19 protein-coding genes and 1 pseudogene are annotated in these 23,603 nt (G+C 68.3%); 4 read left to right on the forward strand and 16 right to left on the reverse strand.

The window, feature by feature from the left end; all coding sequences use genetic code 11:
- Positions 1-48: 48 nt before the first annotated feature.
- The 3 genes from ccmE to ccsA are packed head-to-tail and all read right to left on the reverse strand — an operon-like array spanning position 49 to position 1,362.
- Positions 49-531: a cytochrome c maturation protein CcmE gene (gene ccmE, locus AUC44_RS05260; protein WP_062157705.1), complete on the reverse strand. Its 483-nt coding sequence runs from the start codon at positions 529-531 to the stop codon at positions 49-51.
- The gene (locus AUC44_RS17185) at positions 528-659 is read right to left on the reverse strand and encodes a hypothetical protein (protein WP_257721370.1); all 132 of its coding nucleotides are present in this window, start codon (positions 657-659) and stop codon (positions 528-530) included. The genes ccmE and AUC44_RS17185 overlap by 4 nt, the downstream gene beginning before the upstream one ends.
- The gene (gene ccsA / locus AUC44_RS05265; RefSeq protein ID WP_058976099.1) at positions 652-1,362 is read right to left on the reverse strand and encodes a cytochrome c biogenesis protein CcsA; all 711 of its coding nucleotides are present in this window, start codon (positions 1,360-1,362) and stop codon (positions 652-654) included. The genes AUC44_RS17185 and ccsA overlap by 8 nt, the downstream gene beginning before the upstream one ends.
- Positions 1,363-1,503: 141 nt before the next feature.
- Between ccsA and AUC44_RS05270 the strand changes: the two genes are divergently transcribed.
- Positions 1,504-2,205 (forward strand): hypothetical protein, encoded by a 702-nt coding sequence (locus AUC44_RS05270; RefSeq protein ID WP_062157706.1) that lies wholly within the window; start codon positions 1,504-1,506, stop codon positions 2,203-2,205.
- Positions 2,206-2,274: 69 nt separating this feature from the next.
- Here the strand turns inward: AUC44_RS05270 and AUC44_RS05275 are convergent, their stop codons facing one another.
- The 3 genes from AUC44_RS05275 to AUC44_RS05285 are packed head-to-tail and all read right to left on the reverse strand — an operon-like array spanning position 2,275 to position 4,333.
- Positions 2,275-2,991: a heme exporter protein CcmB gene (locus AUC44_RS05275; protein WP_231724539.1), complete on the reverse strand. Its 717-nt coding sequence runs from the start codon at positions 2,989-2,991 to the stop codon at positions 2,275-2,277.
- Positions 2,988-3,659, reverse strand: coding sequence for an ABC transporter ATP-binding protein (locus tag AUC44_RS05280; protein WP_062157707.1), 672 nt, complete (start codon positions 3,657-3,659; stop codon positions 2,988-2,990). Before AUC44_RS05280 ends, AUC44_RS05275 begins: the two co-directional genes overlap by 4 nt.
- Positions 3,656-4,333 carry a cytochrome c biogenesis CcdA family protein gene (locus AUC44_RS05285; RefSeq protein WP_062157708.1) on the reverse strand — a complete coding sequence of 226 codons (678 nt, stop codon included), beginning with the start codon at positions 4,331-4,333 and terminating at the stop codon, positions 3,656-3,658. The genes AUC44_RS05280 and AUC44_RS05285 overlap by 4 nt, the downstream gene beginning before the upstream one ends.
- Before the next feature lie 528 nt (positions 4,334-4,861).
- Between AUC44_RS05285 and AUC44_RS16440 the strand changes: the two genes are divergently transcribed.
- Entirely contained in the window at positions 4,862-5,359 is a 498-nt protein-coding gene (locus AUC44_RS16440; RefSeq protein WP_157445176.1) for a hypothetical protein, read from the forward strand.
- Positions 5,360-5,955: 596 nt separating this feature from the next.
- Here AUC44_RS16440 and AUC44_RS16125 read toward each other — a convergent pair.
- The 9 genes from AUC44_RS16125 to AUC44_RS05325 all read right to left on the reverse strand — a co-directional run bounded on the left by AUC44_RS16125 (position 5,956) and on the right by AUC44_RS05325 (position 19,134).
- Entirely contained in the window at positions 5,956-6,729 is a 774-nt protein-coding gene (locus AUC44_RS16125) for an IS982 family transposase (RefSeq protein ID WP_082688957.1), read from the reverse strand.
- A 90-nt stretch (positions 6,730-6,819) separates the two neighbouring features.
- A complete protein-coding gene (locus AUC44_RS05290) occupies positions 6,820-7,203 on the reverse strand; it encodes a penicillin-binding protein (protein WP_231724540.1) in 384 nt (127 codons plus the stop codon).
- A gap of 110 nt (positions 7,204-7,313) precedes the next feature.
- Entirely contained in the window at positions 7,314-9,665 is a 2,352-nt protein-coding gene (locus AUC44_RS05295; protein ID WP_062159695.1) for a transglycosylase domain-containing protein, read from the reverse strand.
- A gap of 43 nt (positions 9,666-9,708) precedes the next feature.
- Positions 9,709-10,095 carry a response regulator gene (locus tag AUC44_RS05300; protein ID WP_062157709.1) on the reverse strand — a complete coding sequence of 129 codons (387 nt, stop codon included), beginning with the start codon at positions 10,093-10,095 and terminating at the stop codon, positions 9,709-9,711.
- A gap of 99 nt (positions 10,096-10,194) precedes the next feature.
- Complete coding sequence (locus tag AUC44_RS05305) at positions 10,195-10,806, reverse strand: hypothetical protein (protein WP_062157710.1); 612 nt, start codon at positions 10,804-10,806, stop codon at positions 10,195-10,197.
- Positions 10,803-14,519, reverse strand: a complete 3,717-nt coding sequence (locus AUC44_RS05310) for an AHH domain-containing protein (RefSeq protein ID WP_062157711.1) — start codon at positions 14,517-14,519, stop codon at positions 10,803-10,805. The genes AUC44_RS05305 and AUC44_RS05310 overlap by 4 nt, the downstream gene beginning before the upstream one ends.
- A gap of 245 nt (positions 14,520-14,764) precedes the next feature.
- A complete protein-coding gene (locus AUC44_RS05315; RefSeq protein ID WP_062157712.1) occupies positions 14,765-17,560 on the reverse strand; it encodes a valine--tRNA ligase in 2,796 nt (931 codons plus the stop codon).
- Positions 17,557-18,039 carry an NUDIX hydrolase gene (locus AUC44_RS05320; RefSeq protein WP_062157713.1) on the reverse strand — a complete coding sequence of 161 codons (483 nt, stop codon included), beginning with the start codon at positions 18,037-18,039 and terminating at the stop codon, positions 17,557-17,559. Before AUC44_RS05320 ends, AUC44_RS05315 begins: the two co-directional genes overlap by 4 nt.
- Before the next feature lie 381 nt (positions 18,040-18,420).
- On the reverse strand, positions 18,421-19,134 hold the full coding sequence (locus tag AUC44_RS05325) for a hypothetical protein (RefSeq protein WP_157445178.1): 714 nt from the start codon (positions 19,132-19,134) through the stop codon (positions 18,421-18,423).
- Between the two features lie 181 nt (positions 19,135-19,315).
- Here AUC44_RS05325 and AUC44_RS05330 point away from each other — a divergent pair, with 181 nt between their 5' ends.
- Positions 19,316-19,858: a hypothetical protein gene (locus AUC44_RS05330; protein ID WP_062157715.1), complete on the forward strand. Its 543-nt coding sequence runs from the start codon at positions 19,316-19,318 to the stop codon at positions 19,856-19,858.
- On the opposite strand, the gene AUC44_RS05335 is transcribed toward AUC44_RS05330, so the two are convergent.
- On the reverse strand, positions 19,855-20,574 hold the full coding sequence (locus tag AUC44_RS05335) for a hypothetical protein (RefSeq protein ID WP_231724541.1): 720 nt from the start codon (positions 20,572-20,574) through the stop codon (positions 19,855-19,857). The genes AUC44_RS05330 and AUC44_RS05335 overlap by 4 nt on opposite strands.
- 222 nt (positions 20,575-20,796) lie before the next feature.
- Between AUC44_RS05335 and acnA the strand changes: the two are divergent.
- Positions 20,797-23,507: pseudogene (gene acnA, locus AUC44_RS05340) on the forward strand (aconitate hydratase AcnA).
- The last annotated feature ends 96 nt before the right edge of the window (positions 23,508-23,603 follow it).

The following is a 23,603-nucleotide window of genomic DNA, read 5'->3' on the forward strand; positions in this document are numbered from 1 at the left end:
TTCACTCCCACCCGGACCCCGCCGCAGGGGCGCAGTCCATTTGCAGCCTCAGTCGGCCGACTTGATCATGTCCTTCAGCTCGGCCTGCGTCTTCGGGACGTTGTATTCCTCGCTGTGCTTCACCACGAGGTCCGTCGCGTGGAACGTCTCGCCCTGGAACTCGCCGCGCACCACGACGCCCTGGTTCTCCTTGAAGAGATCCGTGACCGCCCCGCGGTACTGCACCGGGAAGCTCGCGCTGCCGTCGGTGACCGTGAAGCGCAGGTCCAGCGTCTGCGGGTCGTACTTCGCGGCCTTCACCAGCCCGCCGATCCGCACCGGGCGGCCCTGCAACTCGGCCTCCTGCTGCTGGTACTCGCTGGGCGTCACGAAGTACTCCAGCGACCTGTTCAGGTTCCCGAACGCGATGGTCGCGGTCAGGCCCACCAGCGCCGCCACGCCCAGCACCACCGGCAGCGGGCTGCGCCTGCGCCGCCGCGCCTGCGGCAGCGGCGTCAGGGGCGTGGGGGCGTCAGGGCCGGGCGCACTCACCGGGGGGCCTCGCTGACGTCCTCGCCGCGCACGGCGCGCAGCCGCATCCACATCCACACCAGATACCCGATCAGGACGCTGAACGTCGCCAGGTACGAGAACAGCACGTACCAGAAGTACTTATCCACGGGCCACCTCCACCCGGCCGGTCACGCCGGTCAGTTCGCGTTCCTCACGCGCTTCCTCGCGGGCGGCCAGGGTGCCGCGCAGGCGCAGCAGGAAGAAGTACAGCAGCGTGAACGACGCCACGCTGAGCAGCAGCGTCGGCAGGTAGATCGGCGCGGCGTCCCAGCGCACGCCCCCCAGCAGCTTCAGCGTCTGCGTCTGGTGCACGCCGCGCCACCACTCCACCGCCATGTAGTTCACGGGCACGTACAGCGTCCCCACGATCCCCACGACCGCCGACACGCGCGCCCGGCGCTCGGGGTCGTCGATCAGCGACCGGATCAGCAGGTACCCGCCGTACACCACCAGACTGAGCGCCGTGGTCGTCAGCCGGGCGTCCCACACCCAGTACGTGCCCCAGGTGGGCTTGGCCCACAGCATCCCGCCCACGATGGTCGCCAGCGTGAACAGCAGCCCGATCTCGCCGCTGGCCATCGCCAGCCGGTCCCAGTGGCGGCGGCGCTGGATCAGGTACAGCAGCCCGAACAGCCCCGTGCCGCCGTACGCGAGGTAACTCAGCCACGCCTCGGGCACATGCACGAACATCAGCCGCACCAGCGATCCCTGATTCACGTCCAGCGGAGAGGTCAGGCTCAGGCCCAGCACCACCGCCAGGCCCAGGAGGCTGGCCGCGCCCAGCACGGTCGTCGTGACGTCTCTTTTCATATCGCTCCTATTGTGCCGTCAACGCCGGGCGGGGAACCGTGAGGCCCGCCGCGCAGCGGTCAATTCCGGCCCGCAGCATCGCGCCCCGCGCAGGAAACCGGCAAGTGCGAGTGTCCCCGCCACGCTATGCTGCACGCACCCATGCCGAGAATCCTGCCCGCCGCGCTGCTCGCGCTGAGCGCCCTGCTGCCCGCCTGCGCCCCCACCCAGACCGGCCCCCTGCCCGACCCCGCCACGTACCGCCCCGGTCCGGGGGACACCGTCACCCTGCCCGACCTGGGCCCCGTCGGCCGCTGGATGATCACCAAGACGCTGGAGCCTGCCACCTGGCTGGGCGAACGGACCGGCGGGCGCACCCTGCGCGAACCCATCAACGTCCTGATCCTCGACCGCGCCGCGACCACGCCCGAGGCCGCCACCGCCCGCCTGAACGCCGCCATGACCGCCGCCGGGTACGGCCCGAAGAACATGCACAGCGACGGCTACAGCGGCCAGCTCGGCGGGCGCCTGTACCCGCAACTGCCCCCCAGCGGGCAGGGCCTCGCGTTCAGTGACGGCCCCTGGTACGCCAGCAACCACCACGGCCGCGTGTTCGGCCCCGCTCCCGTGCAGGGCGGTTACCTGTTCAGCGCCGCCGTCAGCCGCGAGGACATGCGCTGGCTCCCCAGACCCGGCCACACCTACAACAGCTTCACCGCCACCCGCGAGGACCTCGCCGCGCGCCTGAGTGCCACCGGCCTGTACCGCCGCGCCCCGAACGTGGACCTCGGCAACCGACTCGACACCCCCCAGGACACCACCGGGGACCACGACGGTCAGGCCGCGCTGCTCACCACCCCCTGAGAAAAGCGGTCAGGAGTTCCCGGGGACTGTTCTGCCGGAGCCTCTCCTGTCTTGCGGTCACCGGTGAACTCAGCCCTCGACCGCCGCCGGGAACAGCAGGGTGGCCAGGATGATCGTGCCCAGGTCGAACGCCGTCAGGAACGTCAGCCAGGTGGTGACCTCGGGACTCCAGCCGCCCTCCAGGAGCAGGCGGGTGGCCTGCACGGTCGCCAGGACCGCCGGGACCAGGATCGGGAAGGCCAGGGCGGGCAGCAGGGCCTCGCGCGCGCGGAGATTCACGGTGATGCTGCCGTAGAAGGTGGTGGCGGCCGCGAAGCCCAGCACGCCCAGCGCGGTCGTCAGCGCCAGCGCCGCCCACGGCAGGGCGCGGCCCGCCGCCGTGACCGCCTCGGACGCGCCGAACAGCACCAGACCCGTCGGCACGGTCACCGCCGCGACGAGCAGCAGGGGCGGCAGCACACCCAGCAGCTTGCCGAGATACAGCGCGCCGTGCGGCCCGGGGTACGCCAGCAGCTGCTCCAGTGCCCCAGCTTCCTGCTCCTGCGCGAAGGCCCGCTGGGCGCCCACCGCCGCCGCGAGGGCCAGCGCCGTCCAGATCGCCCCGGCGGCCAGCGGCGCGGTCAGGCGGGCGTCACGCGACACCACGCCGCCACTCAGGGCGAAGCCCAGGACCAGCAGCACGATCCCCGCGAAGAACGCCGTGGCGAGCAGCGTGTCGCGCGTGCGGCCCGCCACGCGCAGGTCCTTCGCGGCCACGGTCAGGGCCTGCCTCAGCGCGCCCTTCACGCGCCTCCCTCCTCGCGCAGCAGGCCGCCCGCGAGGCGCAGGGTGCGCGGCGCGACCACCTGCGCCAGCGCGGGCTCGTGCGCGGCGATCATCAGCGAGCAGCCCTGCCCGCGTAACTCCAGCAGCAATTCCTGCACCAGCGCCCGCCCCGCGTCGTCGAGGTTCGCGAAGGGTTCGTCCACCAGTGTGAGCGGCCGGGCCAGCAGGTGCGCGCGGGCCAGCGCCAGCCGCTTGCGCATCCCCGCCGACAGGAAGCGCGCCCGCCGCTGCGCCGCGCCCTCCAGCCCCACGCGGCGCAGCGCGCCCGGCACGTCCCCGGCCTGCGCGTGCATCCGCAGCGCGAACGCCAGATTCTCCGCCGCCGTCAGGTCCGGGTACAGCCCGCCGTCCACCGGCATGAGGTGAATGGCGTCGCGCACGCCGCGGCTGTCACGCAGGTCGAAACCCAGCACCCGCCCCTCGCCGCGCGTGGGCCGCAGCCCGGCACTCAGCAGGCGCAGCAGCGTGGTCTTCCCGGCGCCGTTCTCGCCCAGCAGCGTCACGCCCTGCCCGGCCGGAACGTCCAGCGTCACCCCGCGCAGGATCACCTCGCGGCCCAGCCGCAGCCACACGTCCCGCAGTTGCACCGCGAACGCCTCGCCCGGATCAGCTACCCCCCCTTCCGTCACAGGCGCAGCCACTCGGGCATGACCGAGAAGAAGAACGTCGCCAGCCGCGTGAACTGCCCGGTCAGCATCATCAGGCCCACCACGACCAGCAGCGCGCCCCCTACCTTCTCGAACACCCCCGCGAAGCGGTTCAGGCTCCGCAGGTTCACGCGGTGCCACAGCGCCGCCGCCAGCAGAAAGGGCACGCTCAGGCCCAGCGTGTACATCGCCAGCAGGGTCACGCCGCTGCCCAGGCTGGCGCTGCTCGCCGCGAGACTCAGGACGCTGCCCAGCGTCGGCCCCAGGCACGGACTCCAGCCGAACGCGAACGCCGCGCCCAGCGCCACCGGCCCGTACCCCCCGGCGTTGGCCAGGGCGCGCGTATCCCGCATCAGGAACGGCAGGCGGATCAGGCCCAGCATCACCAGCCCGAAGAAGATGATCAGCGCGGCCGACAGCTGCCCCAGCAGCGCCTTGTGCGGCGCGATCAGCGCGCCCAGACTGCTGGCCGTCGCGCCCAGCGCGATGAACACCAGCCCGAACCCCAGGATGAACCCCAGCGCGCGCGACCAGGGCTGCCGCTCGCCGCCCAGCACGCCCAGGTAACTGGGCACCAGCGGCAGCACGCACGGACTCAGGAACGACACCAGCCCCGCCAGGAACGCCACGGTCAGGGTCGGGGATGCACTCGTCATGCCCGGCAGTCTAGCGGGCCGGGCTCAGGCCGCCTGTCCCGACAGTGCGTTCTTCGGCCGGATGCATGGCAAGCTAGTGACGTGCAACGTCTTGCGGCTCAAGATCACCAGACGTTGACTTTCTCGCCAGATGAGCCTGTGCTAGCGATGGTTTTCGGCGAGCATGCCCGCAGCTTTGTAGTGGGCCCAACTGCAGCATTCATCGGTGCAGACGTGATGCTTCTAGGCATCGCGAATAGTGGTTGGCCTGAACAGTGAAAGTCGCAGTGGCTTCTGACCCACTTCCAGTCTGCACGTTTAAACGCGCGCCACGATGCAGGTTTTAAGGGGTACGGCAGATATACTATTAAATTTAAAAGTTTTAATATATATTTTGCTGAATAGAATATGCAGAAAACAAATCATCGAACATATTTTAAGGAAGAATCATCTTGAGGTGACGGGATGTCTAAGGTTATACAAACTAATAATCTAATCGATGAGAATGACCGCTTTGATTCAGTTTATGTAGATTGTCTAATAGACATAATGGAGCAGAGCTTGGATGATGATATGCTCTACAGTTTTGTGGGTATGGGTGGCATCGCTTTCTATGTCCTGTCAGAAGATCAGAAGAAATCTGTATATAACAGATTTGAGGCATATATCCTTAATATTAGCAGCGATGATTTAGAAGGAATCCCGAGCATCATTGTTGGCATTCACGCTTGGCAAATTTATATCGTAAATAAAGATGAACATCTCGCATGTCTGTCAGTAAATAACAGAAGCCATTTTATATCATTAATAGATCTAATTGAAAGATCGAATATGTCCTTAATTGATAAGGAGAAGCTGATTAGTTATACTAAATTTTTGCCTATATTACGTGTAATTGATCATTTTATTGCTGAAGAGCTGGATGATCTTTTAAAATCCTTTGAAGACTTGAAGAATACTGGAGAATCCGAAATAGAGCTCTATAATCTCTCTATTTACGCAATTCTTTACCTCCATCGCTTAATAAATATATTTAAGATACATTAAATTTAGATAAATATCGCAAACATGGGTTAAATCCCTTGCGGAATTGTGTAATTCCAGCGCGGACATCAGGCCGCGATAAGGAGCTGAGCAAAGTAGTTGACCTCGACAAAGCGTCTTCACCGGCTGAAATAGGACACTGTATGGGGTTTCTGAAGCGTGACGACCACAAGGAGGTCTGCGGCAGAGATTTTCTCATGTGGATGGAGCAGATTGGCTGGACTATGTGGCGTACTCCAACGGCTGAGGTTCGTGACTGCCTCATGGATCGGCAATCGCAGTGAGATCGGAACGGCCCATACGTACCGTCCCTTTGACATTTTTCACTGTTCAGGTCAACCACTATTCGTGGTTAGGCATGCGAATTGCACTCAGTGCTGGGGCGACACTTACTCTATATGACAATGATATTGAGACGGGCTACGAGATAATTGACCGTCGCTTGATCAACTGACAGATATCTGCGAATTTGAGCTGCTTGATGATGCATTCCGAATGGCAGGCTTTACAAGACATGCTCATGGGTGCGTAGACTAGACGTTCCAGACGCCACAGATGACAGTGGAGCATTGCCGTCAGCAGAAAGTACACTACGCCGTTTAGGGTTGGGCAAGGTTGTGAGCGAGTATGGCTAGGACGACACGGAGACGGAGCGACCGCAACGTTTTCGTCTGCACGGAGCGAATCTGAGCCTCGACCAAACCAGAGAACACCGTTTCAATGCGTTTTCGCAGTCGAGGGTGTCGGCCTGGCCGCCACCCCGTGTCATACCGGGTATTACTCTTCGGTGGGAACACGTAGCCCAGGCAGCAGTACCCCTTATCACCGATGATGCGTGGCCCGCCGAAGTCGGGCCACCGCCGGTTGAGCTCGTAGCTTACGGTCGTATCGTGCAAATTGGCTGGTCGGATCAGATACTGCACGATGGCACCTGAAGCGGTGACCCACGCGTGCAACTTGTATCCGTAGACGTCTCCCTGCGTGCCGTAACCCCAACGAGCACCGGGAAACGAACACCGCTTCCCCCGTTTGGGTCGGCAGACGGGCAGAGGCATGGAATCAACGATCACTTCCGTGCAGGACTGTGACGGGGTGGCGACCGCTTCAAGTCGTTCAAGCAATCGCTGTCCCCGTGTATACGCCTGCGTGTAGGAGGGAAGATCGTGTCGATCTTCCCTCAGGATGTTCCACCAGATGGACGGGAATGGATGTTTGAAGACCAGTCGGCTGAGCAACAGGGCGACCAGCAGGGCGTCACTCAATTTCTGGTGCGAACACCGCTTGAGGTCACTGAAATACCGTTTGGCCCAGCGGTGAAGCTGACGGATGACGGCTCGTCGGCCTAAACTGTGATGGAGACGGTATCTAGCCATACCGTCTCCATTTTTTGCTCTCTGGGAACCATTGAACAGGTCATAGCGAGAGCCCTAAACGAGGTACACTGTCTTGAGCGTCCACTCTGATCAATCCAACCGGCCGCTGAAGGTGCCCTCCCAGGCGTTCATGATCCGGCCGTCCTGCACGAGCAGCACCGTCGGATAGGCGCCCACCCGCAGCTGCCGCGCGAAGGTTGTCGCGGCCTCGCCCGTCCAGGCCTGCACGCCCGCCGGAGCGGGGGAGGGATAGTCTTCCGCATTCACGGCCCGCACCGGCAGGCCCGCCGCCAGCACCGCCGACCACAGGTCGCCCAGATCCCCGCAGTCGTGGCTGTACACGACCACGACCTCCTGCGCGGCCGCCGTCCACGGATGCTGCGGCAGCAGTTCCCCCAGGCGCACGCGCGCCTCGGCGGTCGAGATGCCCAGGGTCAGCAGCAGAGTCAGCAGGGGAGCGCGGCGCAACCTCATGCCTGCCATGATGCCCGCTTCACGCCGGCGCTGCATGACGAACCGGTGAGCGCAGCGTCAACAGGCAGCGTCCCCTCCGGACCGGCAGGGGACGCTGAGCGTGCGGGGTGTTACGGCGCGGCGGGCGGCACCGACTGCGTGGTCCCTGTGACCCCCTTGGCAGCTTTCACGGCCTCGGGGTCGGGCTGCTCGTCTTTCAGCGGCGCGGGATTCTCGTCCGGCGCGTACCCGGGCAGGTCTTCCAGACGGACCCGGCGCTGCACGATGTTCTGCGGCGGCGTGAACTCGGTCGCCAGGCGGTCGGTCGTGCGGTCCAGGCTGACCAGCAGCGTGTCCGGATCGGTGCTCGGGCGGAAGGTCGTCTCACGGTACGGCGTGGGGGGCGGCGCGTCCGCCTGCACCTCGGTGTTGGCCGCGTCGCGGTACTTGGGATCGAGCACGGCCAGCTTCACGTTCGGCAGGAACTGCTGATCCGGGGCGTCCACGTACTGGACGCCGGGCGGTTCGCTGAACTGCCGCAGCGCCTGCCCCTGGTGCGCGAGTTCCATCATGCGCCGCCAGACCGGGGCGTTCACGTACCCCGAGTAGTAGTAGATCGGCATGTCGCCGCCCTGCTGCTTCCCGACCCAGACGGCCCCGGTGTACAGCGGCGTGGTGCCCACGAACCAGAAGTCCTTCGGGCCGTTACTCGTGCCAGTCTTTCCGGCCACCGGCCAGTCCCCGAACTTCGCGCGGCTGGCCAGACCCCCCTGACGCTCGGTCAGGTCGTTCACGACGCCGCGGATCATGTCCAGGCCCAGCCACGCGATCTGCGGCGTCCAGACGCGCTTGCCCTGAACCGGCTGGCTGTTCACGTCGAACAGCACCGCGCCGCGCGCGTCGGTCACGCGGGTGATGTAGCGCGGCGCGCGGTACAGGCCGCCGTTCACGAACGGCGCGTAGGCCGCTGCCATCTTCACCGGGGTGGTCTCCACGGCGCCCAGCGCCGCAGCCAGACCGGTGCCGTCGTTCGTCTGGATGCCCAGCTCACGGATCTTCCCGAAGAAGGTCTGCAGCCCGATCCGGTCCGCCAGACGGACGGTCACGAGGTTCAGCGACCGGTCGAGCGCCTCGCGGATGGTCATGTCCCGGTAGGTGGTGGCACCCTCGAAGTTCTTCGGTTCGTACACGCCGTTCTTGCAGCCTGTGCACGGGAAGGACACGGGGCGGTCCTCCTCGCGGTGGGTCTGGTCCAGCCCCGTCGAGAGCGCCGTGGTGTACAGCAGCGGCTTGATGGTCGACCCGATCTGCCGCTGCCCCTGCGCGGCGTTGTTCCACGCGGCGGGCGGCTCGGTGCCGCGCAGTTTCTGGCCGATCATGCCCAGCACCTCACCCGTGTACGGGTTGATGATGGTCGCGCCTAGTGTCGCGCCCGGCGGCAGTCCCGTCGCCTCGCGGCTCGCGGTCTCCACCGCCGTCTGCACCTTCGGGTCCAGCGTGGTGTACACCCGCAGGCCGCCTGAGCCGTACACCACGTCCCGCCCGAAGCGCCGCACGAGTTCCTGCTCGACCTGCTGCGTGAAGTGCGGCGCGCGGGTCGTGACGACCGCCTTGAGTTCCTTCGCTGTGCGGTCCACCAGCTTGGCGGTCTTCACGTTGCCGGTCTCGTCGTACGTGACCTGCCAGCCGCGCGGCTGCACCTTTTCCCGCCACGCCGCGTCCATCTGCGCCTGCGTGATCCAGCCGTCCTCGACCATGCGCGAGAGCAGCACCCGCATCAGCGGCCGCACCTGATCGTACTGGAAGTACCGGCTGGCATTCGGCACCAGGATCGTCAGGTACGCCGCCTGCGCCAGCGTCAGCTCCTTGGGCGTCGTGCGGAAGTACGCCTGCGCCGCCGAGTAGATCCCGTACAGCTCCACCGGGCCGCCGTCTCCCCAGTAGATCGTGTTCAGGTACGTCTGGAGGATCTCGGCCTTCGTGAACGACCGCTCGACCTGCACGCTCAGGATCCACTCCTTGAACTTGCGGTCCGGCGTGCGGGCCTGCTGGTACTCGTCGAGCAGCAGCGTGTTCTTCACCAGCTGGTTGGTCAGGGTGCTGCCGCCCTGCACGCTGTCCCCGCGCGCCATACGCTGGAACTGCCGGCCCAGTCCGTACGGGTCCAGGCCGTAATGCTCGAAGAAGCGCCGGTCCTCGTTGCTGATCAGCGCGCCCAGCATGAACGGACTGATCTCGTCGAGCGTGACGATCGTGCGGCTGATCGCCTGATCTCCCACCTTCGGGATCAGGCTGCCCAGCGGCGCGCCGTCACGCGCGAAGATCTTCGTCTCCGATCCCAGGGACCGGGTGAGGTTGTCGAGTTCACGGTAATCCGGCAGTTCCCGCGCCCACTTCAGGCCGTACGTGGCCGCCACGCCCAGCGCGGCCACCAGCGCGGCCACCACGAAGGACGTCAGGAATTTCAGGAAGCGCAGGACGATCACGCCCGCCCCCACTCGCCTGCCACTGTCCACGCTGCACCCGTCAACGCCGTCGCGCCTCGATGAGCTGGTTCACGCGGCCGCGCAGGTTCTTGCCGGACAGCGGCTTGTACACGATGTCGTCCGCGCCGACCAGCTTGGCGTGATCCCGCGTCTGATCGTCATCGAACGCCGTGAGCAGCAGCACCGGCGTGTCCCGCAGCCGCTTGATCCGCTTGACCCGCGAACAGATCTCGAAACCGTCCATGAACGGCATCTTGACGTCCAGCAGCATCGCGTCGGGCGTGTGCTCCTTGAGGTACTCCAGGGCCAGTTTGCCGTCCTGCACGGCCACGATGTCGTGCCCGTCTGCGGACAGAATGACCTCCAGCATGGTCCGGATGGCCGGTTCGTCGTCCGCGACGAGAATGGTATACGCCATGCCGCCCATCATAGAGCAGGCCGGCAGGCCGCGCGCTGTGCCCTGTGGCCCTATTCAGAGCGGCCCGGCCGCCGCGTGCTCGCCCGGCCCCCGGCGGGGCGGCGCCGTTCAGAGCGGACGGAGTTGATTGGCCGCCGAAAAGCCCGCCGCGTCCATCCAGGCGACGTTGGTCAGGTGCCGCTGCCGGGCCTCCGCCAGGAAGGCAGCCGTGGCGAAGGTGGGATGGTGCGGCGACACGCTCAGCCGGAACACGGGCGGCGCGCAGGCCGGCAGGTTCAGGCGGTAGGTCTGAACGGCAGAGATGACCTCCTGCCCACGGTAATTCGTCCGGGTGGTGAAGTCGGAACGGTCGGCGTCGAAATAGTCTCTGGGTGGCCCCAGTTGCAGCACCACGTAGGGGCGCGTCTGAACCGGAACGCCGCGCCGCTCGAAGCGGACGGGGTACCGCGTGGGCGGGTCGGGGGAGAGGTCGCTGACCGCCTGCGCGAACGGTTCAGACACGATGAGCAGACTGGGCATGGTGGCGTGCTGGAGCCAGTCCAGTTCCTCGAAACGGTCGTTCCAGATCTCGAAGTGGAAGGCGTCGAGGCCCAGAGCCTGGCCCTGATCGTAGGCCTGAAGGTCAACGGTGAATTCGGACGTGTTGGCGACGTCCCCGCGCAGGTCCGGATCGGTCCAGTGCGCGCTCGAGTTGGGGGTGATGATCTTGACGTCGGTCATCGGATGCGTCCTTTATTGCCTGCGGTGTTCTCGGTCGTCATGGGGACGTTCCCGTCGATGATCCGCTGCTTGAGTGCCGCCTCGATACCGTTCAGTTCGTGCCGCAGCGCCGCGCGGATCTCCGCAACGCGCGGGTGCTGCTCAGTCCAGGTGTGCAGGGGCCCGAAGTCCGCCACCAGGGCATTCTGCGCGTCCTGAAGGGCCGGAATGACGACTTCCGTATCGTAGCGGCTGTGGTGGGACCAGTGCCCGACCTCCTGCCCGTCCAGGAGGCGGTAGAGGTTCCGCATGGGCATCTCGTGGTAGTTGGTCATGCGGTCGGGGCTGTACCCGATGAGTTCCATGGCCTTCACGCACAGCGGGTTGGAGGTGCTGACCTTGTCCGGGATCAGGTGGTGGATCGTGTGCCCGTCCAGCCCGAAGTCGATGTCGGCCCGCGCGCCAGGGTCCAGCTGGTACTTCTGGATGTAGTCGTACGTGATGCGGTTGCTGGGGTTGACCTGCACGGTGCCGTCCGGGCGGACGAGGAGAATGGCGGCCTTCATGTCGAAGGTGCCGTCCGCGTTGAGGCGGCCCACCACCTTGCGGCCTCCCTCGACCTCGAACGTCACGTACCGGTCCGGGAGCGCCGCGGCGTCGAAGGGTTTGCCCAGCAGCCCCTCGATTTCCGGGTGGTTGGCGTACAGCTTCCTGCGGCCCTCGATGACGCTCTCATCGATGAGGGTCTGCCCGTCGGCCCGCGCGGCGGCCTGCTCGTACTCCTGCGCGAGCCGCTGCAGGTCATGCGCTTCCTGCAGCAGCCGCTGGCGCTGCGGGGACGTCTTCGGAAGGCGCCCGGCCTCCTGGAACCGCCAGTGCGCCATGTCCTGATGCTTGGCGGCCTCCACGCCCAGCTCCCAGCGGCGCGTGCCGGGCCGGATGGGTGCGCCGCTGCCGAGCAGCGTCCGGACCCTGTCCGCCACGCGGCTGAGCGGACTGTTCTCCTGCCGCGCCTGCCGCGCGTACTGATCGTGCAGGGCGGCGTCCCGCGGCGCGGCGTGCGGGCTGAGCTCCACGGCCGTGCGGCCCTGCGTGTGCCCGGAGATGCGCCCGGGCGTCCCGGCCGGGAGCTGAGGATTGACGCGGGTGGGAACCGTGCCGTGCGGGTTGCCCGTCAGGTGGTTCACGCGGTCGCCCGCGGCGGTACCGACCCGCTCGCCGGCCGCGTGCGCGCGGCTCTGGAGCTGCCCGGCGCGGCCCGGGAGGCGGGTGGCGGCCGCGCCGACGCCGGTGCCGATGGCCAGCATCATCAGCGTCTCGGGGTTGCTGAGGTTCTTCAGGGCGTCCCCCAGGGACGCGCCGTTCATGACGTCCCCCAGGACGTTGCCGCCCAGGTCGAAGGTGGTCCCGACCGCGAACGTCCCGGCCTTCTGGGTCAGGCCGCTGCCGAGCAGGCCCGCCGCGCCCAGCTTCCCGGCGATCAGGCCGCCCGCGCCGCCCAGGGCGCCGCCCACCGCGCCGATCAGGGCGGCCTTCCCCACCCCCTCGAAGAGACCCTTCTGGAATCTGGCGTCCACGCCGATGTTGTCCACGGCGTTGTTCGCCATCTGGATGACGGCGCCGCTGGCCGCGCCGACCAGCGCCCCGCCCACCACGGCGCCGACCGCCCCGGCCGCGGCGCCGGCGCCCAGTGCGCCCGCCATGGCCCCGACCGCGCCGATCACGGCGGGGCCCGCCACGACCGCCACGACGATGATCACGGCGACCATCAGGGCGATCTTCACCCAGCCCTTCCAGCGGGGCTGCACCTGCGCGGCCGCCTTCTCGGCGTTCTCGCGGATGGCGGCGTCCTCCTGCGGGAAGTTCCCACGCAACCCCTCACGCAGCGGCGGCAGGGTGGCGCGCAATTCCTGCGGTAGGCCAGCCAGGGCCCTGGCGTACAGCGTCGACAGGCCCCGCTCCAGGCTGCTCAGGGTCCTGCCGGTGAGCTGCGAGTCCTGCTGCGCGCCCTGCGCGTGCGCCTGCGTCAGCGCCCTGAAGGTCGCGAGCACCTGCGTGAGCAGGCCCTGCATGCCCTGATCGAACCCGGCCGCCTGACCGCCCGCCTGCGTGACCCCCGCGCGGGCCACGCCTCCCAGCGCCTGACCGGCCTGCGCCGCCCCCCGGCTGAGGGACGCCGTGACCTGCGTGGTGCCCTGCCGCGCGGCCACCTGCGCGCGCCGCACGCCACCCACGATGCCCGCCTGCGCGCGGTTCAGGGTGGCCGCCAGGTCCTTCGGGTCCGGGGCGGGCGCGCGGCGCACCTGTGCGTCGAACGCGTGCAGTTGCCGCTCCAGCCCGCCGGCGAGACCCGTGAGACTCCGCCCGATGGCCGCCGACGCCCGCTGCGCCTGGGTATCCAGCGCCCCCCGCTGCGCGCCCGCCTGCGCGGCGATGGCGGCCAGCTGCGCGCCCTGCACACCGTCCAGGCCGCGCAAGGTCGCCGCCAGCTGGGTCTGAAGCGCGGCGCTCAGGCCCGCGTACGCCTGCGTCGCCTGCGCCCGCGCCTGCGTCTCGCGCGCCGTGAGGCGGCGCGTGCTGGCCGTCAGGTGCTCGCGCAGCAGCCGCTCGGTGTCCCGCAGCGCCAGGTCGATGTTCTTCAGGTCCTTCTCCAGCCCGCCGCCCGGACCAGTCAGGTGCTCTGCCTCCTCCTGCGCCTGATCACGGAAGCCCGGCGCGTACGCCGCGCCCACATCCCGCGCCGCGCCCGCCCGGGCCTTCCAGCGGTTGTCGGTCAGCGGCCCGTCGAGTAGGCTGTCATCCTGCCCGGTCACGTGCGACTCGTACGCGGCGGCCTGCGCCTCGGCGCGCGAGCGGGCCTCCGCCCCGACCTCATCCCCGGCGGCCAGATACGCGGGCGTCATACGGGTGTACTTGGCCCGCACCGCCTGCTTCTGGGTGTTCGCGTCCGTCCGCGCCGCCTGAAGGGCCTGCGTGTAACTGTCCTGCACCTTCGCCCGGGCGGCCTGGGTGGCCTGGGGCAGGGCGGCCAGGGCCGCCGCCCGCCGGGCAGTCAGGCCCGCGCGCACGGACGCGGCGCGGCTCAGGACGCGCGCCCTCTGCGCCGCGACCCCGGCCCGCAGGACGCGCCCCTGCGCGGACGCCGCGGCGTCCACCTGCGCGCCGGCCCGCGCCGCCGCCGCCTGCACCGCCCGCTGCGCCGTCTGCCCCTGCGCCCGCACGATCCCCACCTGCCGCGCGCCGCGCCCCACGAACGCCCGCGCCAGTGCGCTCGACGCCCGCCGCTGCGCCGCCAGTTTCCTCTTCACGTGCGTGTACGGCACGCCCGCCGCCCGCACCCGCTCCCGGCTGACCGGCAGCGCCGCGAACTGCGTGCCCTGCGGCACGCGCGCCGGTACCGCCACCTTGGGAACAGGCAGCACGTTCAGTCTGGCGGGCGGCGGGAGCCGCACCTCACGCGCCCGGACCTGCCCGGGTGGGTTCGGCGCCGCCGCCTGCCCCTGCGGGAGGGCCGCCACCTTCACTGCCGGAGGCTTGAGCAGTCGCGTCGCCTGCCGCTGCGCCGCCGCGAACGCCTGCACGTGCCCGCCCAGCGCGGGGCGCGCGCGGCGGTGCACCGTCCGGCGGGCCTGCACCGCCACCTGGGGCGGCCGCGCGGGCGGCAGCTTCGGCTCGGCCTTCACCGGACCCGCCTGCGCCGCCCCCGGGGGGGCCTGCTTGCGTTCCTTGAACATGCCGCCACTGTACCCGCCCAGCTGACCCGCCGTCTCACTTTTGCCGGGTCATGGCTGGCCCATGATCGCCACGCCGCTCGGCAGCGGTGGGTCACGGACAGGCGGAGACCGTCAGCCCGACCTCCAGCCACCGCCCTCGCCCCATGCCCAGAGTGGAGTACAGGGCCGAGCGCGACGCCCGCCGTCATGAAGGGGAAGGCGGGGCACCGTGGTCTCCCACCGCGCCCCGCCTCCTGCGTCCCGATTTACTCGAACTGCGCGAGGACCTGCGTGAGGCGTTCGCGCTGCGCGCCGAAGTCGGCCACGCGGCGTTTTTCTTCCTCAATGACCTCGGCGGGGGCGCGGGCGACGAAGCCCTCGTTGCTCAGTTTGCCCTGCGCCTGCTTGATCTGCTTGTCGAACTCCGCGAGGCGTTTCTTCTGCTTGCCGATCCAGTCGGCAATGTCCACGGTGCCTTCCAGCGGCGCGCGGACGGTCACGCCCTGCTCGACGAGGCTCAGGGTGCGGCCCTCCAGATCGGCCGTGAGGTTCACGCGGGCGATGCTCTCGACCACGCGGGCGTTCTCGTGCACGGTGGGGGCGAGGTTGCCCTCCACGGCGACGTTCAGGCGGTCCTGTGGGCTGAGGCCCAGTTCGCTCTTGAGGCTGCGGGCGGCAGCGACGGCGGCGCGCAGGGCGTCGAAGGCGCGGGTGGCGTCCGCGTCGTGCAGCGCCGCGTCGGCGGCCGGCCAGGAGTGCACGGCCAGCTGGCGGCGGTGGCCGAGCGCGCCGTACAGTTCGCTCGTCACGAACGGCATGAAGGGGTGCAGCAGCTTCAGAATGTGTTCCAGCGTGGCCTTCAGCGTCACCAGCGTGGACAGTTTGCCTTCGCTCAGGGCGGGTTTGGCGGCCTCGATGTACCAGTCGCAGAATTCGTCCCAGGTGAAGGTGTACAGCGTGCGGATCGCCGCGCCGATGTCGAACGCGTCGAGCTGCGCGGTGGCCTCGGCGGTCACGGCGTTCAGGCGCGACAGGATCCAGCGGTCGGCCAGCGTCAGGTCGGCGCGGGCGCGCACGGCGCTCAGGGCGTCGCGGCTGCGCAGGGTCTCGCCCACGCTGTCGTCCAGCGCGCCCTGCACGTACTGGATCAGGGCCTCGTCGGCCTCGCTGCCGCTCGTCTGGAGGTTCGGGAGGGCCTCGCCGAGGCGCAGCATCGCGAAGCGCGCGGCGTTCCACAGTTTGTTCGCGAAGTTGCGGCCCTGCTCGAAGCGCCGGGGGTCGTGCTTGATGTCCTGCCCGCCGGTGGACAGGAAGCTGAACGCGAAGCGGCTGGCGTCCACGCCGTACTGGTCGAACAGTTCCAGCGGGTCGATGCCGTTGCCCTTGCTCTTGGACATCTTCTGGCCCTTCGCGTCGAGGTACAGGCCGTGCAGCATCACCGTGCTGAAGGGGGCCTGACCGGTCAGGCCGTACCCGGCCATCTGCATGCGGGCCACCCAGAAGAACAGGATGTCGTACCCGGTGACGAGGACCTGGGTGGGGTAGAACTTCCGGAAGTCCTCACTGTCCGTGTCGGGCCAGCCCAGGGTGGAAAACGGCCACAGGTTGGAGCTGAACCACGTGTCGAACACGTCCGGGTCGCGGCGCAGGTTCAGGTGCGCGTAGCGGGGATCCTGATCGCAGTCCAGGTCGGGGTTCTCGGGGTCTGGGACATACAGGTTGCCCTGCTCGTCGTACCACGCGGGAATCTGGTGCCCCCACCACAGCTGGCGGCTGATGTTCCAGTCGCGGATGTTCTCCAGCCAGTCGCGGTTCACCTTCGCGTACCGCTCGGGCACGAGCTGCATCTCGCCCCGCTCCAGCCCCGCGAGGACCTGCTCCGCGAAGGGTTTCATCTTCACGTACCACTGCTCGCTGATGATCGGCTCGACCGGCACCTTCGTGCGTTCCGACAGGCCGATGGCGGTGTCGTGATCCTTCTCCTCCAGCAGGTCGCCGCCCTCGGTCAGGGCCTTCACGACCGCCTTGCGGGCCGCGAAGCGTTCCAGGCCCTGGAACTCGGCGGGCACCAGCTCGTCACGGGTCAGGTTGCCGTGCAGGTCGATCACGCTGGGCCGGCTCAACCCATGCCGCTCGCCCACCTCGAAGTCGGTCGGGTCGTGCGCGGGCGTGATCTTCAGCGCGCCCACCCCGAACTCCATCTCGACCGCCTCGTCCGCGATGATCGGGACAAAGCGGTCCGTCAGGGGAATGCGGGCCTCCTGCCCGACCAGATGCGCGAAGCGCGGGTCCTCGGGGTGCACGGCGATCGCCTGATCCGCGAAGATCGTCTCGGGCCGCACGGTCGCGATGCGGATCTCGCCCGCCTCACCGTTGCTGGCCGCCGCGTTCGGGTCCCGCAGCTTGTACGACAGGGTGTACATCTTACCCTTGCGGACCTCGCGGTCGATCTCCAGTTCCGACAGGGTCGTCTGGCTGGCCGGGTCCCAGTTCACGATCCGTTCGCCCCGGTACGCGAAGCCCTCGTGGTACAGCTTCACGAACTGGTGGCGCACCGCGCGCGAGAGGCCCTCGTCCATCGTGAACCGCTCACGCGTCCAGTCGGCACTGACGCCCAGGCGCGACAGCTGCTCCAGGATCATCCCGCCCGACTCGGCCTTCCACTCCCACACCTGATCCAGGAACTTCTCGCGGCCCAGGTCGTGACGGCTGACGCCCTGCTCGCGCAGCTGCCGCTCCACGACCACCTGCGTGCTGATGCCCGCGTGGTCCATGCCCGGCAGGTACAGCGCCTCGAAGCCCGCCATGCGCTTGTAGCGGATCAGCGTGTCGATCAGCGTGTTGTCCAGCGCGTGTCCCAGGTGCAGGTTCCCCGTCACGTTCGGCGGCGGGATCACGATCGTGAACGGCTCCTTGCCGCTCGTCGCGTCCGCGCGGAACGGCTCGTTGCGCCACTTCGCGGCCCAGCCGGGCTCGACGGCCTTCGGGTCGAACTGCTTGGCGAGGACGGACGCGTCGTTCTCGGGCGTGGGGATCTGGTCAGGGGTATGCGGGTCGGTCATGCTTGAAGCTCCTTGTGCAGCAGTTGGTTGAGGTGGGGGAGGGCGGCGTCCAGTTCCCAGTTCAGGCCGGGCGCGTGCAGCGGCGCCCAGCGGAACCGGAAGGTGTACCGGCCCTCGGCGAGGTGATCCCAGGTGTCCGGCGTGCCAGCCGGGGCGGTCAGGGCGTAGGCGTGGCAGACCTGCCGCGTGAACCGCTCCGGCAGCTGCGCCTCCCACAGGTAAGAGGTCAGGAAGGTGGGATGGGTCAGGCCGGACTCCTCATGCAGTTCGCGTGTGGCGGCCCGCTCCGGGGTTTCCCCCGGCTCGACCCCGCCCGCGACGACCTGCACGCCTGCCCCGCCGTCCGGAATGTGATCGAACACCAGCAGCTCCGGGCCGCCGGAACCGGCGCGCGTAACAAAGCACACGACCTTCTCCCGCAGTGCGCGCGCCGCCGCGTCCCGCCGGGCCTGCTGTTGCGTGTCGTAGAACGTGACCATCCTTTTCCCACCTCCTGACCGGGGAGGGAAACGAAAAACGTCCCGTCCGCCGGATGAACTTCCGGATGCGGACGAGACGAGGATGTCCCGTGGTACCACCGCGTTTCCCCGCCTGCATGGGGGGCACTCGCTGCGCGCTGTATCGGGCGCACCCGGAGGCTCTACGCCCCCCCGCGTGAGGGGGTTTCTGCCGTCGTGCTCGCGGGTGACGTTCGCCGGGGGCCGGTCCACCTGCCCTCTCAGTCGCGGGGCGGGTTTCCTGTGGGGGCCTGACCCGGGTACTCCTCCCGGTCACTGCATCCGGGAGTGTACGCGCCGGGGGCGGCGCATTTCAATCCGCACGCTGACAGAGGCCCCGCGTCCGCCACCGGGGGCGTGCCGTCAGGACGGGCCGGGCCCGGCGTGGATGGACAGGGTGTGGGTCCGGCCCAGCGGCCCGGCGCGGTAGCGGCAGCGGGCCGAGTGGTACGCGCGGCCCGTCACCTCGGCGTCGCCCGGCAGGACCGCTCGGCAGTCCCCGACCCTCAGTTCCGAGCCGTCCCACCGCAGGACCCCATGAAAGACCTTCATGTTGTCCTGGACCATGCAGGGCAGGCCCACCAGACTGTTCAGCACGTTCTCCGGATGGCTCAGGGGCAGGGACAGCAGGGGCGGCTGGCGGCTGAACGTGAGCTGCAGTGCGAGATACCAGACGTACCCGTCCGTGAACTCGTGACCGACCGACACCACCTCGCTGCCGGACCCGGACCACGCCGAGGACTGAGCGGGCGCGGCCTCCTGCCAGCGGCGCAGCAACTCCCTGCGGAGCTCCGGGGTGACCGGCGGGAGCCGAACCCGCAGGGACTCGTCGGTCTGATCCGTGTCGGTCAGGCCACTGCGGGTGAACCAGAAGGACTCCGTGGCGATCCAGTCGGGCGCGGCCGCCAGCGCCCCGGCCAGCGTCGTGAAGCGCAGCGGCGGCGTGTACGCCGGGGGGTCCACCGACCCGAAGCCCTGCGTGTAGGGGGACGTCCAGCTGGCGTACAGGTCGAACCACGCCTCGTCCTGCCAGCGTGGGTACGGCACCGGACGGTCTGCCCTCGGGGTTCCTGACATGGGCTCATTCTGCGGTGTGCTGGGCCTGCGGGCGGTCAGGAGTGGAGAGCCCCTGACGGGCGCGCGGGGCAGGCCGGACCGTCCGGTGAGGGTGATGGGACCCTACATGCCCCAGGGTGGGCGGTTCAATCCGCCGGCTGGGGCGTAGGCAGCGTGGGGGCAGGCCGGGCATCCTGCGGGCGTGATCCCTGAAGGCCTGACCCTGTATCACCGCGCCGTGCGGGACGTGCGCGGCGACCACCTGCTGCCCCTGAGCACCCTGCGGGAGCGGTACCCGGACGTGTACGCCCGCGAGGCGGCCAAGTACGTGGGCCGCGAGGCGCTGATGCAGGAGCGTGTCGGGCGGCTGGACTGCCGGTGGACCGACGTGCTGTTCTTCTCGCCCGTGAATCCGGGGCCGCTGCTGGACGCCGCGCGGCAGAGCGGGCGGGTGATTCCCCCCATCCGGTACTGGACGCTGGACGCCGCGCAGCTCGACCCCGCGCGGGCCTGCATCTATCTGGCGCGTCCCTGGCCGGGGGGCGTGAAGCCCGCTCCCGACCCGGCGGACGAGCTGCCGTTCACGCCGCAGACGCTGCGCGAGCACTCGGCGGCGCCTGCGGCCACCCTGGCCCGCCTGCGCGCCCTCCCGGACGGCGCCCCCCTGATCCTGTGGCTGGACGTGCCCCACGTCCTCTACCGGGGCGAGGTGCCCCTGGGCGCGCTGGGCGAGGTGCGCTGTTAGCCTTCGCCGCCTTCCGGGAGGCGCTCGAAGCGGTACAGCAGGGGTTTTTTCAGCAGGCCGCGCGGCACGGTCACGGTGGCGCTCTGGTAGGGGAGGCCGCTGACCTGCGCGGACGCGCTGAACAGCTGCGTGTCCTCCCCGATGCGGGCGGCGCGGTCGCTGACGTCCAGCGGGCCCTGCGCGCGGCTCAGGACGTCGTAGGGGTGCTCGATCAGCACGGTGAGTTTCACGGGCTGCCCGATCAGGCTGCGCAGGGGGTTGGCGGCGCTGGCGAACGCGGCGCGTACGGGCTGCGCCTGCCGCTCGCGGGTCACGCGGACCATGAGGCCGTACTCGCCGACCGGGAAGGTCAGGTCGCGGATCAGGGTGACGCCGTCGCCCTCGGCCTCGCGGAACGCCGAGAGGAGCGCGTCGCGGCGGTTGCGGACCAGCGTGACGGGCATGGCGCGCTCCATGGGGAACTCGCCCCGCTGGAGCAGACGCTCGGCGTGCTTCAGGGTGTCCTCGCGGGTGCGGAACGTGCGGTGCGTGACGGGCTGCGCCTCGTGCCATACCCCGCTGGAATCGCGTTCCATCCAGGCGATCCACAGGTCGAACTGATCCTGGAACTGCCAGGAGGGGTGAGGCTGCGCGGCGCGCCGGGTAGGGACGTCCCGGCTCAGGTCCTCCCGTGGGGTGGTGTCGGTGCGGCTGGTGGGGCGGGAGATGGCGCTCATGAGTCCTCCGGTGCCGCCATCATGCCGGAAATGACCCGGCGTGTGTGAAGAAGTGCCCCGCGACAGCGTGGCGGATGGGCCGGGTCCGGTCCCCGCCGCACCCGTGTTGTCTCTAAGGGGGTTACGATATCCGGTTTTCGTGCCTATTCCGGTAACGCCCGCTCACACATGGAACATTTATGATGGAAGAACCGCCCCCTGTGGGCAAGGAGGAAACCAAGCATGGCGATGAACCTGTTCGGGACGCGCGACGTCCTCACCACGCAAAGCGGCCAGAAACTCTACTACTACAACCTGAACAAACTTCAGGAGCAGGGCCACGACATCAGCCGCCTGCCCGTCTCCATCAAGGTGCTGCTCGAGAGCGTCCTGCGCGAAGCGAACGACTACGACGTGCGCCGCGAGGACGTCACCACCGTCGCCGGGTGGAAACCCGTCAACGAGGAAGTCGAGATTCCCTTCAAGCCCGCCCGCGTGATCCTCCAGGACTTCACCGGCGTGCCCGCCGTCGTGGACCTCGCCGCCATGCGCAGCGCCATGGTCAAACTCGGTGGCGACCCCAGCAAGATCAACCCGCTGATCCCCGTGGACCTCGTCATCGACCACTCCGTGCAGGTCGACGAGTTCGGCACCGACTTCGCGCTGGCCAACAACATGGCCCTCGAATTCGAGCGCAACCGCGAACGCTACGAGTTCCTGCGCTGGGGCCAGCAGGCCTTCGACAACTTCGGCGTGGTGCCCCCCGCCAGCGGCATCGTGCACCAGGTCAACCTGGAGTACCTCGCCAAGGGCGTCCAGAGCCGCCCCGAAGACGACGGCGTCGTCGTGTACCCCGACAGCCTCGTCGGCACGGATTCTCATACCACCATGATCAACGGCCTGGGCATCGTCGGCTGGGGCGTCGGCGGCATCGAGGCCGAGGCCGTCATGCTCGGCCAGCCCATCTACATGCTGATGCCCGAAGTCATCGGCTTCAAGATCACGGGCGCCATGCCCGAAGGCGCCACCGCCACCGACCTCGCGCTGCGCGTCACCGAGATGCTGCGCGCCAAGGGCGTCGTCGGTAAGTTCGTCGAGTTCTACGGCGCGGGCCTGAGCAACATGACCCTCCCCGACCGCGCCACCATCGCCAACATGGCCCCGAGTACGGCGCGACCATGGGCTTCTTCCCCGTGGACGACGAGGCGCTGCGCTACCTGCGCCGCACCGGCCGCCTGGACACCGAAGTCGAACTGGTCGAGGCGTACTACAAGGCCCAGGGCATGTACCGCACCGACGAGACCGCCGACCCCGTCTTCACCGACACCATCGAACTCGACCTCGGCACCATCGTCCCCAGCCTGGCCGGTCCCAAGCGGCCCCAGGACCGCGTGGACCTGTCCGGGATGCACACCGTGTTCAACGAGGCCCTCACCGCGCCCGTCAAGGCCCGCGGCTTCGAACTGCCCGCTGACAAGCTGGACGCGCAGGGCACCATCGGCGGCACCGACATCAAGATCGGCCACGGCGCCGTGACCCTCGCCAGCATCACCAGCTGCACGAACACCAGCAACCCCAGCGTGCTCATCGCCGCCGGTCTGGTCGCCAAGAAAGCCGTCCAGCTGGGCCTGAAGAGCAAGCCCTGGGTCAAGACCAGCCTCGCCCCCGGCAGCCGCGTGGTCACCGAGTACCTCGAAGCTGCCGGGCTCCAGAGCTACCTCGACCAGATCGGCTTCAATACCGTCGGCTACGGCTGCATGACCTGCATCGGCAACAGCGGCCCCCTCCCCGAACCCGTCGTGGAAGCCATCCAGGAAGGTGACCTCGTCGTCGCCAGCGTCCTGTCCGGCAACCGCAACTTCGAAGGCCGCGTCAACCCGCACATCAAGGCCAACTACCTCGCCTCCCCGCCCCTGGTCGTCGCGTACGCCCTGGCCGGGACGGTCGTGAACGACATCGTGAACGACCCCATCGGCACCGGCCCCGACGGTCAGAGCGTGTACCTGCGCGACGTGTGGCCCACCACCGCCGAAATCCAGCAGGTTATGGACCAGGCCATCAACGCCGAGATGTTCAAGAAGGTCTACGACGGCATCGAGAAGAGCAATCAGGACTGGAACGCCATCCCCGTCGCCGAGGGCGCGCTGTACGACTGGAAGGAAGACAGCACCTACATCCAGAACCCGCCCTTCTTCGACAACCTCGCCGGTGGCCCCAGCGACATCGTCAGCATCGAGGGCGCCCGCGCCCTGGTGAAGGTCGGCGACTCCGTCACCACCGACCACATCAGCCCCGCCGGGTCCTTCAAGGCCGACACCCCCGCCGGGAAGTTCCTCACCGAACGCGGCATCCAGCCGAAGGACTTCAACTCCTACGGCAGCCGCCGCGGCAATGACCGCATCATGACGCGCGGCACGTTCGCCAACATCCGCCTGAAGAACCAGCTTGCCCCCGGCACCGAAGGCGGCTTCACCACCGACTACACCACTGGCCAGGTCAGCTCCATCTACGACGCTTCTCAGAACTACAAGGCCAGCAACATCCCCCTGGTCATCTTCGCCGGCAAGGACTACGGCATGGGCAGCAGCCGCGACTGGGCCGCCAAGGGCACCTTCCTGCTCGGCGTGAAGGCTGTCATCGCCGAGAGCTTCGAGCGCATCCACCGCTCCAACCTCGTCGGCATGGGCGTCCTGCCCCTGCAGTACAAGAACGGTGAAACCGCCGAGAGCCTGGGCATCCAGGGCGACGAGACCTTCGACGTGATCCTCCCCGGCGACCTCAAACCCCGCCAGGACGTCAGCGTGAAGATCACCGCCGCCGACGGCCAGAGCCGCACCATCACCGTGCAGTGCCGCATCGACACCCCTGTCGAGATCGACTACTACAAGAACGGCGGCATCCTCCAGACCGTTCTGCGCGGCATCCTCGCCAAGGGCAACGAAGTCAAGGCGTAAGCCTGAGAGCCTGACCTGAACGGCCCCCACCCGGGAGACTGGGTGGGGGCCGCTCATGTGATGTCGTCTGCCCGCGCTCTGCCGGAAGGACCTTGA

The organism is Deinococcus actinosclerus, from assembly GCF_001507665.1.
Classification (GTDB): Bacteria; Deinococcota; Deinococci; order Deinococcales; family Deinococcaceae; genus Deinococcus; species Deinococcus actinosclerus.